Source organism: Tenacibaculum sp. MEBiC06402 (genome assembly GCF_049239625.1).
Classification (GTDB): Bacteria; Bacteroidota; Bacteroidia; order Flavobacteriales; family Flavobacteriaceae; genus Polaribacter.
The window spans coordinates 16938-30348 of the sequence record NZ_JBMKKT010000105.1 but is presented as its reverse complement, the minus strand read 5'-3'; the positions used below and the strand labels follow the sequence as shown (position 1 = coordinate 30348).

The following is a 13411-nucleotide window of genomic DNA, read 5'->3' as shown; positions in this document are numbered from 1 at the left end:
TTGCTACTTTTGTCGAATGAATAGTATTGATGAAAAAGATTTATTACTCAAATTAAAATCGAACTTTGGTTACGACAGTTTTCGGTTAGAGCAGCAAAAGATTGTTGAAAATATTTTAGCTAAAAAAGACACGTTGGTAATTATGCCAACTGGAGGTGGAAAATCAATTTGTTTTCAACTTCCGGCATTATTTTTTGAAGGAATAACCTTAGTAATTTCTCCATTGATTGCTTTAATGAAAGATCAGGTTGATAGCTTAAAAGCTAATGGAATTTCCGCTACCTACTTTAATAGTAGTCAGTCGAGTGAAGAACAACAAAGTGTTTTTGATGCTGTAGTAAATAAAGAAGTAAAACTACTTTATGTTGCTCCCGAAAGTCTTCCTTTCTTGCAAAATATCTTAAATCAGAATTATATAAGCTGCATAGCAATTGATGAGGCGCACTGTATTTCTTCTTGGGGACATGATTTTCGACCTTCTTACAAACAATTAGCTTTCTTGAAAAAATCTTTACCAGAAGTTCCAGTTGTAGCTTTAACTGCAACTGCCGATAAAGCTACTCAGGAAGATATTTTAGAGCAATTAGCTATTCCACATGCCACACGTTTTGTAAGTTCTTTTAACAGAGAGAACATCGCCTTAGAAGTTCGTCCAGCGAATGATAGAGTTACTCAAATTGTGAAGTTCATTAATGGTAGAATGAATGAATCAGGAATTATATATTGTTTGAGTAGAAAAGCTACCGAACAATTAGCAAGTAAACTGAATCAAAGCGGAATTAGAGCAAAAGCATATCATGCGGGATTATCTTTTGAAGAGAGGTCAACTATTCAAGAAGATTTTATTAAAGATGATGTCCCAATAATTTGTGCAACAATTGCCTTCGGAATGGGAATTGATAAATCAAATGTTCGTTGGGTAATTCACTATAACATGCCGAAGAATATTGAAGGATACTATCAAGAAATCGGTAGAGCAGGAAGAGATGGATTGGCCTCGCATGCATTGTTATTTCATAGTTATGCTGATGTAATTCAATTACGACAATTCATTGCCAATACTGGGAATCAAGAAGTACAAGAAGCGAAATTAGAACGAATGAAACAGTTTTCAGAAGCAACTGTTTGTCGTAGAAGAATTTTACTAAGTTACTTTGGAGAATTAATTGAAGAAGATTGCGGAAATTGTGATGTATGTAAAAATCCTCCACAATTTTTTGATGGAACTTTAATTGCTCAGAAGGCGTTGTCAGCAATTTTTCGATTAAAAGGAAAAGAAGCTATGGGAACTGTAATTGATGTTTTGCGTGGCGCTCAAAATGCGACTGTTTTAGATAAAAATTATAATACTTTAAAGACCTACGGTGTAGGAAAAGACATTTCTTGGAGAGATTGGCAACATTATATGATTCAATTGGTAAATCAAGGGTTATGTCAAATAGCTTTTCATTTGAATAATACGCTCCAATTAACTGAGTTTTCAGAAAAAGTATTATTCAAAGGAGAAAAAGTTAGATTAACAGTTCCTACAGTTGTTAAAAAAGAAACTCCAGCTCAAAAGAAAGCACAGAAGAAAAAATCAACTGCAAAAGATACCTTATTCGAGCGTTTACGAAAACTTCGATATCAAATAGCACAAGAAGAAGATATTGCAGCTTACTTGGTGTTTAGTGATGCAACTTTACGAGAATTAGAAATGCAAAGACCACAAACAGATGATGAGTTTTTAGCAATAAGTGGAGTAGGGCAGCGTAAATTAGAAGTGTATGGAGCTGAGTTTATGGAAGAAATTAAGTCTTTTATTAAAGAGAAAAAGAAAGGAAAAAAGGATACGACCTTGGAAACTTATAAGTTGTATTTAGAAGACTTTTCAATCGAGGAAATTGCAATTCAACGTGGATTAAAAGAACAAACTATATTTTCACATTTAGCAAAATTGTACTTAGAAGGCAAAGATGTAAATCTTGATAAATTCATTGATGTGAATACTTTAAAGCTAATTCAAAATGCTAAAAAAGTGTTGAATAATGAAACAGCCTTGAAGCCTTATTTTGAGTTTTTACGTGAGGAAGTTTCTTATGAACAAATAAGAATAGGTTTAACTATTCTACAGAAAAAATCAATTTAAAATAAAACGTCATTCCGAACATAGTGAAGGAATCTTTTCGATCTTAAGTAATCATCTTTTAGATTACTTCAAAATTAAAATTTTTCGTAATGACGTTTTTTATATTACTCTTTTAAACTCTCCATTTCAATAATTAAATCATCAAGTTTTGAGAAAAGTGTTCCGTATAACATTCTTGTTGAAATTGTATATGCCACTGTACAAATAATTGATGTACAAACTGCTATTAAAGCTCCGATTCCTAAAACTTGTAAAACGGAAGTATCTTCAGAAATATACCTTGATAAAAAACTATCTTCTTTTAAGTAAAAAGCCAATGCGAAAATAGACATGATGGCTAATGGTAAACCAAAAATGAATAGTTTTTTCGTTGATCTAGTAATAGAACTGATAATTCTTCTGTAACTTTTTAAATAGTTTAAGTTATCCGATTTTATATCAATACTTTCAAACCTTTTTAATAATCGAGTATTGAAAACATAAAGTGCAAGAATAAGCAATGTTCCATATAATCCAATAATAGTTTCAGATAAGAGAATTCCTCCAATTGTTACAATTCCAGCCATTGGTAATAATCCTTTGTTATCAAATTGATAGGTTCTTTTAATCTTGTTAATAATGGACTTCGATTTTTGATTGTATAAATCGTTTATTTTAGGAGCAATTAATGATTCTTCATTAATAAAGGCTTCGTTCCATATTTTTTCAATTGATTTTTCCATCTAGTAATTCTTTTAATTGTTTTTTAATTCTGTTTATTCTAACTGCAATATTGTTAGCGCTAGTTCCAATAACAGCAGCAATTTCTTTGTAAGGATTTTCTTCTAAATGTAATAGAATAATAGCTCTATCCACTTCTGAAAGCTTTTTAATAGCATCATAAAGTAGATTTAAATGTTCGTTTTCAAAGGCTTTGTTGTTTTCGGAAAGTTCATGTGAAAATGATACTTTTCTATTTTGTCTTTGATGTTTTTTACTTAGAGTTAAACAAACATTGAGGGTAATTCTATAAATCCAAGTAGACCATTTCGATTTTTGTTGAAATGCATCTTTTGTCTTCCAAATTTGCAAGCAAGCTTCTTGATAAAAATCTTCAAAGTCTTCTTGAGAATCTGTATATGCACGACAAATCTTTATGATTATCCCAGCATGTGGAAGTATAGAAGTTGTATAAAAATCGTTACTCAAAATTTAATATTTACTTGATTAGTAAATCGAGAATTTAAAATATTACAGGAAATATAAATTTTTTAAATTATTTTATTTTCAATAATTTTTGAAAGTTTAGAATTAAGTTCTATATTTGTCCTATGAAATTAGAAGACGCAAAAATAAAATACATTCATACTTGGGGTAGTTTAGCTACAAGTTGGGGAATTAATAAAACAATGGCGCAAGTACATGCTTTATTATTGGCTTCAACTAAACCTTTGTCGGCAGATGAAATTATGGAAGCGTTAAAAATTTCAAGAGGTAATGTGAACATGAATGTGCGTGCATTAATTGATTGGGGAATTGTTCGTAAGGAATTGGTTGTTGGAGAGCGAAAAGAATTCTTCGTTGCAGATAAAGATATTTGGGAACTTTTTAAGCAAGTAACCAAAGAACGTAAAAAAAGAGAGATAGAGCCAGTTCTGAAAATTCTAGATGAATTGAAGAGTGGAGTAGAGGAAGATTCAGAAGAAGCAGAAGCTTTCAAAAAGTTAATGAATGATTTATCAACTGTTACCAATACAGTAAATGGAATTTTGGATAAAGCGATTAAGGCTGATGAGCATTGGCTTTTATCGAATTTTACCAGAATGATTAAAAAGTAAAAAAATTTACAATTAAACTTTCAATAATTTCTGAAACTATGAAAATTATTAATATAGCTAAATATTTGAATAGAGTAATCTTCGCATTAACACTAATGCTATATGTCACAGTGATATTAGGGGTATATGCTCAAGTAGTGTTAGGAGCATATCATTTATTAGTTGGATTTATACTACTCTTTTTCTTGAAAAAATTATCTCTGAAACCTAAAAATGGAATCTTAATTTATTGGTTTGTTGTTTCCATCTATTTCGTCATTACTTATACTTTAAATAAAGTAGCAAAAGATTTTCCAGTGATAAACTTTATGATAATTCCAATGCTGATTGCTAGTTACTTTACTTATATACTGGAAACTATGAAATTAAAGAAATAAACTATGAAAACATTGAATAACCACACCATATTATACGACGAAGATTGTCCTTTATGTAATGCGTATACAAGTACTTTTATCAATACTAAAATGCTTGATGAGGAAGGAAGAAAACCTTACTGTAAAATCTCTAATCATGAACGAGAGTTTGTTGATATTGAACGAGCTGCAAATGAAATTGCTTTAGTTGATAATGAAAAGAATCAGGTGATTTATGGAATTGATAGTCTACTTAAAATTATTGGATTTTCATTTCCTATAATTGAGAAGATTGGAAATTTTACTCCAGTAAATTATCTTTTAAGAAAGTTATATTCTTTCATCTCTTATAATAGGAAGGTCATTATGCCTTCTGAGAAAAAGGAAGATAATAACCTTGAATATTCTCCAAGTTTCAACATCAAATATCGATTGCTTTATGTTGTTTTTGGTCTTTTAATTACCGTTGTAACACTTTTTCAATTCTCGGAATTGATTGAAATTTTACCAAATTCAAATTATAAGAGAGAGGTTGTACTGGCTATAGGAATGGTAATTTCTCAGTTGTTATTTCTTGGTAATAAAGATTATCAAACTCAAATCAATTATGTAGGCAATATAATCACCGTTTCATTATTCGGTTGCATCGGTTTATTCCAGTTAATGCTGTTGAATCAGATCTTTCCCTTGTCACAAACTGTTATAATGATTGGTTTTATAGGAACGGTAGCTTTAATGTTTTTTGAACATAAAAGAAGAATTCAACTTTTAGAATTACCAAGTTATTTGAGTTGGACTTGGATTGGTTATCGAGTAGTGATTTTGCCGTTAATCCTAATTGGGTAAACGATGGATGTAGCTACGTATCTAACATATATTTTATTATCTGGATTCGTAATTATCTATGTTGGCAACGCTTGTTATCAAAACGGAAAGGTTTATATAAATAACTTCTTTCCAAATGATGTGAATTTTGCAACAGGAATTAATAAAATTCTTAGAACAGCGTATTACTTAATGAATCTTGGGATAGTCATTTTTACTTTAAATTCAATTAATAACATTGAAACAATCCTTCAATTAATAGAAGAGATAACGAGCAGACTTAGTTTTATTTTATTATTAATCGGATCCTTACATGGAATCAATTTATTCACAATTTATATATCACACACATATTTTAAAAACAAGTAATTATGGAAACAACTTTAGTACTTATAGCTTATGCAATTTATTTACCAGTAAGTATCGGGTTAACAACTTTTGTGTCTCAACATTTATTTAAGAATAGTAAAATTTTTATGCTCGATATTTTCAATCAAAAAGAAGAAATAGCTTTTGCTACTAACAAACTATTTAAAATTGGATTTTATCTGTTAAATATTGGTTTTGCATTAAGAATAATTAAGATTTATAATCTAGCTAATTATAAGAGTTTAGTAGAAGTTTTAAGTGCAAAGGTTGGAGGTTTTTCAATTTATTTAGGAATAGTAATGATTCTTTTCATCATTTTCTTTTTAAAAGGAAGAAAAGCAAGTAAAGATGCCAATATTAGAGCACAAAATTAATTAAGAGAAAATGAAAATAGTCATTGCTGGAGGAACTGGATATTTGGGAAAGTTGCTTACCGAATTTTATACACAAGAAAAAGAAAATCAAGTTTACATTTTAACACGAACTCAAAAGTTGAATTGTAAGAATGTAAACTATATATACTGGGATGGAAAATCGAAAGGATATTGGACTCAATTCCTTGAAAAAGCAGATGTTTTAATCAATCTCGCAGGAAAATCTGTGAATTGCCGATATAACAATAAAAACAAAGCTGCTATTTATAATAGTAGATTAGAAAGTACAGCCGTTTTATGCGAAGTAGTTCAAAGTTTGAATGTTCCACCAAAAGTATTTATCCAGTCTTCTTCAGCGACTATTTATAAGCATTCAGAAGAAAAATACATGACAGAAAAAGATGGTGAAATTGGAATCGATTTTTCTATGGATGTATGTAAAAAGTGGGAACAGCTGTTTAATAGTTATGAATTCGACAATACCCGAAAGATAATTACAAGAACTTCTATAGTTTTAGGAAATAACGGCGGAGCTTTTCCTTTGATGAAAAAAATGACCAAGCTTGGATTAGGCGGTAAGCAAGGGAGCGGCAAGCAGTTTATTAGCTGGATTTCTGAGCGAGATTATGTAAATGCAATTAATTATTTAATTGATAAACCATCGGGTGTTTATAACATATGTGTACCAAATCCGATAAGAAATTATAGTTTTCAGAAAGAATTAAGAAAAAAGTTGCGAATAAAAGTAGGGATAAATGCTCCAAAACTGTTATTAAATATAGGTGCGAAGATTATCGGAACGGAAACAGAATTGTTATTGAAAAGTAGAAAAGTTTATCCCCAAAATCTTCTTGATTTAGGTTTCGAGTTTGGTACTACAAAGTTTAATGATTTAAAAATTTAGCTTATGCCAACAATTATTTTATTTACAAAAATTAAAGCAAAAAAGGAATTAGTATTTAACTTATCACGAAGCATTGATTTGCATAAAATTTCTGCAGAAAAAACAGATGAAAAAGCTATCGCAGGAAGAAAATCGGGATTAATAGAATTGGATGAAACGGTAACATGGAGAGCTAAACATTTAGGTGTTTATCAAAATTTTACATCTAAAGTTACAGGTTGTCGTCCTTCAGAATATTTTGCGGACAAAATGGTTTCTGGAGCTTTTAAAAGTTTTAAGCATGAACATTACTTCTCTCAAGAAAATAATACTACAACCTTAGTGGATGTTATGGAGTTTGTAAGTCCACTTGGCTTTTTAGGTAAGTTAGTAGATTTCCTGTTCTTAAAAAGATACATGAAGCAGTTTTTAGTTGAAAGAAATAATACAATTAAACTATATGCCGAATCTGATAGATGGAAAGAAGTAGTTTAAAAAATAAAAGTTAGGTACTACGTGGGAATTAAATGTAGTTTCTAAATGGTTAGTTTAGTTAAAAAGGAAAAGGCTGTTATATAACAGCCTTTTTTATTTTGTATAAGTTATAATTTTAGAAAGTTTTAATCTCAATAACTCCATTAGCTCCTCTAGAGCCATACTTTGAAGCATCTGGCCCTTTTAATACAACAACAGATTTTATTGTTGTTGGAACAATTGTCTCTAACTCTTCCTGTTCAACTGGTGTGTTATTTAGCATAAACAATGGAGTTGTACTTCCGTTTACACTATTATAACCTCTAATATTAATGGAATTGTCCATAGTTACATTAACACCAGGAACTTGTCCTCTTAAGTAATCGTAAAAGTTTCTAAATTGTATCGCACCAACATTTTTAGACGCTGGACTTCTGTTTATCCCAAGATCGTTACTGTCGCCAATAACAATGTCTATTTTAGAACTTCCGTCGTATGCAACTTTACTAATACCTACTTTCGGAGAGAAAGCACTTATTTCTTTCGGAGTTTTATCAAACTTAGCTTTAAAAACTCCTTTAGAATTAGTCCACCTTTTTAAACGAACATTATCAAATAAAATCACTGCTCCAGGAACTGGATTATTCTTAGAGTCTTTTACAGTTATGGTAATTTTATTTTGCTTTTGTGCGTGTAATTCAGTTTCAGCATTAAATAAAAAAATACTTAGTAAAAATAAAATGTAAATCTTCTTCATAATTATGGGATTTAAAATTACAAACTAAAGATACGATATTTATAAGTATTTGTCTATTAGTCTAGTTAAGAAGGTGTTAAAAATCATTATTTTTAACATTTCCAGGCAAAATTAACTAGTTTTCTATGATTTTTTTGAAGAAATCAAAAATCCTGAATAATTAGATATTCAGGATTTGTATAAGTTTAAGTTGTTAGGTTAGTTGTATATAACTTATATGTTTGTGTCAATTTTATATCTTTTGATATACGCCTTTAGAGCAAAACCAACTCCAAAACCTAATACAATACCCGAAACAATACCAAGTACAACACCTACTGGAATATTACCAGTTAAAGTTCCAAAATTTACTCCTAATGAAGCTCCTAAGCCTGTGGCAAAGATTAAACTAAAGATAAAATAATTGTTACTCATTTTTTATATGCTTTTATAAGTAAGAAGATTTTTAACTGATTTTGTTACAACGGTTTATGGTGTTTCTGAAACAATGAGTATGTGTTTTTTTGTTAAAAACTCAGATTTTATGAGCCTTTCGAATATGTTAAAAGTTAAAAGTTAAAAAATGTTAAATCGTATTTTTTGAGAGTAAATAATGATTAAAAGCCTATGTCTTTTTTAAAAAAAAAGCCTCTCAAAAATGAGAGGCTTATAATAATTGTATGTTTTTGAAATTACATATTTCTTCTGTATTGTCCTCCAACTTCAAATAGAGCTGAAGTAATTTGTCCTAATGAACACACTTTTGAAGCTTCCATTAACTTTTCAAAAATGTTTTCATTTTGAATGGCAGCATTCTGAATTTTAGTTAACTCTTCAGCTACTTTTTCTTTATTGGCTTCATTTAAATTCTCCTTTGTTTTAATTTGGAATAACTTCTCTTCCTCCGTAGCACGAATTACTTCCTGTGGAGTAACCGTTGGTGATCCTTTAGAACTTAAGAAAGTGTTTACACCAATAATAGGGAATTCACCTGTATGCTTTAAAGTTTCATAATATAAACTTTCCTCTTGAATTTTAGAGCGTTGATACATTGTTTCCATTGCTCCTAAAACTCCACCACGTTCCGTAATTCTATCGAATTCAGTTAATACTGCTTCCTCAACTAAATCAGTTAATTCCTCAATAATAAAAGAACCTTGAATTGGATTCTCGTTCTTAGCTAATCCTAATTCTTTATTAATAATCAACTGAATTGCCATTGCTCTACGAACACTTTCTTCTGTTGGTGTAGTAATAGCCTCATCATATGCATTTGTATGTAACGAATTACAGTTATCGTAAATCGCATATAATGCTTGTAACGTAGTTCTAATATCATTGAAATCAATTTCTTGTGCGTGTAAAGAACGTCCAGAAGTTTGAATGTGATATTTCAACATTTGTGCACGTGCATTTGCTCCGTATTTATACTTTAAAGCTTTTGACCATATTTTACGAGCAACACGTCCAATTACTGCATATTCAGGATCAATACCATTAGAGAAGAAGAAAGATAAGTTTGGTCCAAACTTATTAATATCCATTCCTCTTGATAAATAGTATTCTACATAAGTAAATCCATTAGCTAAAGTCAATGCTAACTGAGTAATAGGATTTGCTCCAGCTTCTGCAATATGGTAACCAGAAATCGATACAGAGTAGAAGTTACGTACGTTTTTCTCAATAAAATATTCTTGAACATCTCCCATTAAACGTAAAGCAAATTCTGTAGAGAAAATACAAGTATTTTGAGCTTGATCTTCTTTTAAAATATCTGCCTGAACTGTACCTCTTACTTGAGATAATGTATTGGCTTTAATTTCAGCATACACATCAGCTGGTAAAACTTGATCTCCAGTAATTCCTAGTAATAACAATCCTAATCCATCATTTCCTTCTGGTAAGTCTCCATTATATTTAGGTCTGTCAATTCCTTTATTATCGTATAATTCTTTAAGTTTCGCTTCAACTTTTCCTTCTAAACCGTGTTCCTTAATATATTTCTCACAGTTCTGATCAATAGCAGCATTCATAAAGAAACCTAAAAGCATTGGAGCTGGTCCATTGATGGTCATCGATACAGAAGTCATTGCGTGACTTAAATCGAATCCAGAATACAATTTCTTTGCATCATCTAAACAGCAGATAGAAACTCCAGCATTACCAATTTTTCCATAAATATCTGGTCTGTGTCCAGGATCATTTCCGTAAAGTGTAACAGAATCAAATGCAGTAGATAAACGCTTTGCAGGCATTCCTAAACTAACATAGTGGAATCGTCTGTTTGTACGTTCTGGTCCACCTTCACCGGCAAACATTCTTGTTGGATCTTCTCCAGTTCTTTTGAAAGGATATAATCCTGAAGTATATGGGAATTCTCCAGGAACATTTTCCTGTAAATTCCAGCGTAATAAATCTCCCCAAGCTTGATATTTTGGTAAGGCTACTTTTGGAATATCAGAATGAGAAAGTGATTTCGTATGTGTTTCAATTTTAATTTCCTTATCTCTAACTTTAAATGAGTAGATAGGGTCTTTATATTTTTGAACTTTAGTTGCCCAGTTTAAAATGATTTCCCAGTTATATGGATCTAGGTTCATTTTTACACGATCGAACTCAGCAACTAATAATTTTAAAAAGTCGCTATTATCATCTGTTTTTTGAAGAGAAGTTTCTTCAATTCCAGATTTATCTAAACCTACAGTACTTTCAGAAACACTTTCAATTGTTTTGAAGATTCCGTATAATTTTTGAGCAACTTTTTCCTGCTCATTTGCTTTCTTATCGTAAGCTCTGTTATTCTCAGCAATCTCAGATAAATAACGAGTTCTTGCAGGAGGAATTACAAATATCTTTTCAGACATTTCTTTTGTAATTTCAAAAGTAGATTTTAAATCGGCTCCCGTTTTCTCAACAACTTTATCCATAATCGCTTTGTATAACGAGTTCATTCCTGGATCGTTAAATTGAGAAGCAATCGTTCCAAAAACCGGCATTTCGTCCATTGGAATATCCCAAAGATTGTTATTACGCATGTACTGTTTCTTCACATCACGTAACGCATCTAAAGCACCTCTTTTATCAAATTTGTTGATAGCAACTAAATCAGCAAAATCAAGCATGTCAATTTTTTCTAACTGAGTTGCAGCTCCAAATTCTGGAGTCATCACATATAATGAAGCATCAGAATGTTCGATGATTTCAGTATCAGATTGACCAATACCTGAAGTTTCCAAAATGATTAAATCAAATTCTGCCGCTTTTAAAACTTCAACAGCTTCATTTACATATTTAGATAAAGCTAAATTAGATTGACGTGTTGCTAAAGATCGCATATATACACGTTCGTTATTAATAGCATTCATACGAATTCTATCTCCTAATAAAGCTCCGCCTGTTTTTCTTTTTGAAGGATCAACAGATATTAATCCGATTGTTTTCTCTGGGAAATCAATTAAAAAACGACGAACTAATTCATCTACTAAACTAGATTTTCCTGCTCCACCTGTTCCTGTAATTCCTAAAACCGGTGTTTTTGAAGTTTCATTTTTCTTGTGGATAACATCCATAGTTTCTTTTGCAACTTCAGGGAAATTTTCAGCCGAAGAAATCACGCGAGCAATGCTTCCAATTTGTTTATCTGCTAAATGATTTACTTCTCCATTTAACACATCGCCAATAGCAAAATCAGATTGTTGAACAAGGTCGTTAATCATTCCTTGTAATCCCATTTCACGTCCATCATCAGGAGAGTAAATACGAGTAATTCCGTAATCCATTAATTCTTTAATTTCCTCTGGAAGAATTACTCCACCACCACCACCAAAAATCTTGATATGACCTGCACCTTTTTCTTGCAGTAAGTCATACATATATTTAAAGTATTCGTTGTGTCCACCTTGATAAGAAGTCATTGCAATTGCATTTGCATCTTCTTGAATAGCACAATTCACTACTTCTTCTACACTTCTATCATGACCTAAATGTATAACTTCAACTCCTGTAGATTGTATAATTCTACGCATAATATTGATCGCAGCATCATGTCCGTCAAATAAAGACGCAGCTGTTACAATTCGTACCTTATGTTTAGGTTTATAGGGTGCTATTTGTTCCATTCGTAAATTTAGTTGTTTAAATGAGGTGCAATTTACGGATTTCCTAAAAAATAGAACGAATTCTTAAGGATTATAAGTAGTTAAAAAAGCTATATAATTTTCTGGATTTTAAGTAGCCTAAATCTGGTTCATTTTGATAGGCTTCTTTCTCAAAACTTAAATTCATGTAAGCCATATAAGCGTTTCTATATTTAATGAATTTAACAGCCCATTCTATGATGTAGAACAAGTAGAAAAAAACAACGAGAAGTTCTTTTTGTTGTTGTAAATGAATTCTTTCGTGATTAAGTAATTCTTTATCTTCTTTTAATTCTTTGTTTTTTAAGAAAATAAAAGGGAACAAAGTAATTCCTAGGTATCCAGGTGGAACTATGTGTTTTGAGATTAAAACCAATGAAAGCGTTTTATTCAAATATACAAAGTTTGAAAAGGAATTCTTATGCTTTCTTTTTCGTGATAATGATTATATTTTTTTATTTAAAAACTAAACTATTCCAAGCACTTATAGATTCCTTTGGAATTATGTAAAAAGATTCATTTTCGAAACAATAAAAGAAATTTCCATATCCGCTGGCTCTAATTTTAAATTCCTTTTTATCGCCATTGGTTAATACAATGTCGTTAAACCCTTTCCATAAAAACTTCTCTTTAGTGATTTTGGCAAGTATGATTATATCAATTATTTCCTTTTTAGAGGCATCTGGAACCTTTTCTTTTGCATTATGTTTAATTATTTCAATTGAATTAATATCCTTCCAGTCTATTTTTTTAGAGCAAGAAAAAACAAAGAGAAGTGATATAAAGATGAATTTTTTCATTGGCAATTTGTGTTAATTTAAGTTGTACTTTGAAGAAATATTGATCGTTATGACCTTAAACTAAAAAGCACCCTAAGGTAGGGCGCTTTTTTGAGTAAAACTTAATTATCATTGTTTATTATAAATGAATGTCTTTCCAGTTCGCATATCTCTAATCGATAAGACCTTGTCATTATTATCATTAACTCCGTATATTTCGTAGCATCTAATTTCTAAAACAGCTTTATTCGAAGTTTTTAAGAACCATGCATTTGTATCAGATTCTGAACCGCATTCGTGAGAAATAGAATAGTCGTAAGTATCTGTTAATTCATTGTTATAATAATCTTTGAGTTCGCCATTACTTGAGAAGACTAATTTTACTTTCGAATCATCTTCAGCTATCCAAGTACCAATTATTTCTTGACCTACGTTTTCCTGCAAGGCTTGCCCGCGACAAGAATTTAGACAAAATAAGTTAATTAAAATGATGAAGATGTATTTTACTGATTTCATAGTTCATTGTTCAAAGGC

At 30.6% G+C, this 13411-nt stretch carries 16 protein-coding genes; 8 read left to right on the top strand and 8 right to left on the bottom strand.

Annotation, left to right across the window (positions count from 1 at the left end):
- The first annotated feature begins 16 nt into the window (after positions 1–16).
- A complete protein-coding gene (recQ, locus tag ACOSP6_RS15925; protein WP_422095476.1) occupies positions 17–2128 on the top strand; it encodes a DNA helicase RecQ in 2112 nt (703 codons plus the stop codon).
- Between the two features lie 104 nt (positions 2129–2232).
- Here recQ and ACOSP6_RS15920 read toward each other — a convergent pair whose 3' ends face one another.
- Together ACOSP6_RS15920 and ACOSP6_RS15915 are read right to left on the bottom strand one after the other, a co-directional pair.
- Positions 2233–2850, bottom strand: a complete 618-nt coding sequence (locus ACOSP6_RS15920) for a hypothetical protein (protein WP_422095477.1) — start codon at positions 2848–2850, stop codon at positions 2233–2235.
- On the bottom strand, positions 2834–3316 hold the full coding sequence (locus ACOSP6_RS15915) for an RNA polymerase sigma factor (protein ID WP_422095478.1): 483 nt from the start codon (positions 3314–3316) through the stop codon (positions 2834–2836). Before ACOSP6_RS15915 ends, ACOSP6_RS15920 begins: the two co-directional genes overlap by 17 nt.
- Positions 3317–3438: 122 nt before the next feature.
- Between ACOSP6_RS15915 and ACOSP6_RS15910 the strand changes: the two genes are divergently transcribed.
- From ACOSP6_RS15910 to ACOSP6_RS15880, 7 genes are all read left to right on the top strand, one after another.
- On the top strand, positions 3439–3945 hold the full coding sequence (locus ACOSP6_RS15910; RefSeq protein ID WP_422095479.1) for a GbsR/MarR family transcriptional regulator: 507 nt from the start codon (positions 3439–3441) through the stop codon (positions 3943–3945).
- Positions 3946–4010: 65 nt separating this feature from the next.
- Entirely contained in the window at positions 4011–4322 is a 312-nt protein-coding gene (locus tag ACOSP6_RS15905) for a hypothetical protein (protein WP_422095480.1), read from the top strand.
- Positions 4323–4325: 3 nt separating this feature from the next.
- Positions 4326–5147, top strand: coding sequence for a DCC1-like thiol-disulfide oxidoreductase family protein (locus ACOSP6_RS15900; protein WP_422095481.1), 822 nt, complete (start codon positions 4326–4328; stop codon positions 5145–5147).
- 3 nt (positions 5148–5150) lie between these two features.
- The gene (locus tag ACOSP6_RS15895; protein WP_422095482.1) at positions 5151–5495 is read left to right on the top strand and encodes a hypothetical protein; all 345 of its coding nucleotides are present in this window, start codon (positions 5151–5153) and stop codon (positions 5493–5495) included.
- Positions 5496–5497: 2 nt separating this feature from the next.
- Positions 5498–5869, top strand: coding sequence for a hypothetical protein (locus ACOSP6_RS15890; protein ID WP_422095483.1), 372 nt, complete (start codon positions 5498–5500; stop codon positions 5867–5869).
- Between the two features lie 10 nt (positions 5870–5879).
- Positions 5880–6773: a TIGR01777 family oxidoreductase gene (locus ACOSP6_RS15885; RefSeq protein WP_422095484.1), complete on the top strand. Its 894-nt coding sequence runs from the start codon at positions 5880–5882 to the stop codon at positions 6771–6773.
- Positions 6774–6776: 3 nt separating this feature from the next.
- A complete protein-coding gene (locus ACOSP6_RS15880) occupies positions 6777–7247 on the top strand; it encodes an SRPBCC family protein (protein ID WP_422095485.1) in 471 nt (156 codons plus the stop codon).
- Between the two features lie 115 nt (positions 7248–7362).
- Here ACOSP6_RS15880 and ACOSP6_RS15875 read toward each other — a convergent pair whose 3' ends face one another.
- The 6 genes from ACOSP6_RS15875 to ACOSP6_RS15850 form a co-directional block, all read right to left on the bottom strand.
- Positions 7363–7983: a TonB-dependent receptor plug domain-containing protein gene (locus ACOSP6_RS15875; protein WP_422095486.1), complete on the bottom strand. Its 621-nt coding sequence runs from the start codon at positions 7981–7983 to the stop codon at positions 7363–7365.
- A 213-nt stretch (positions 7984–8196) separates the two neighbouring features.
- On the bottom strand, positions 8197–8397 hold the full coding sequence (locus tag ACOSP6_RS15870) for a hypothetical protein (protein ID WP_422095488.1): 201 nt from the start codon (positions 8395–8397) through the stop codon (positions 8197–8199).
- 257 nt (positions 8398–8654) lie between these two features.
- Positions 8655–12080 carry a methylmalonyl-CoA mutase family protein gene (locus tag ACOSP6_RS15865; RefSeq protein ID WP_422095489.1) on the bottom strand — a complete coding sequence of 1142 codons (3426 nt, stop codon included), beginning with the start codon at positions 12078–12080 and terminating at the stop codon, positions 8655–8657.
- A gap of 70 nt (positions 12081–12150) precedes the next feature.
- Complete coding sequence (locus ACOSP6_RS15860; protein WP_422095490.1) at positions 12151–12492, bottom strand: hypothetical protein; 342 nt, start codon at positions 12490–12492, stop codon at positions 12151–12153.
- Positions 12493–12553: 61 nt separating this feature from the next.
- Complete coding sequence (locus ACOSP6_RS15855; RefSeq protein ID WP_422095491.1) at positions 12554–12898, bottom strand: hypothetical protein; 345 nt, start codon at positions 12896–12898, stop codon at positions 12554–12556.
- A 108-nt stretch (positions 12899–13006) separates the two neighbouring features.
- A complete protein-coding gene (locus ACOSP6_RS15850; protein WP_422095492.1) occupies positions 13007–13393 on the bottom strand; it encodes a hypothetical protein in 387 nt (128 codons plus the stop codon).
- Positions 13394–13411: the final 18 nt, after the last annotated feature.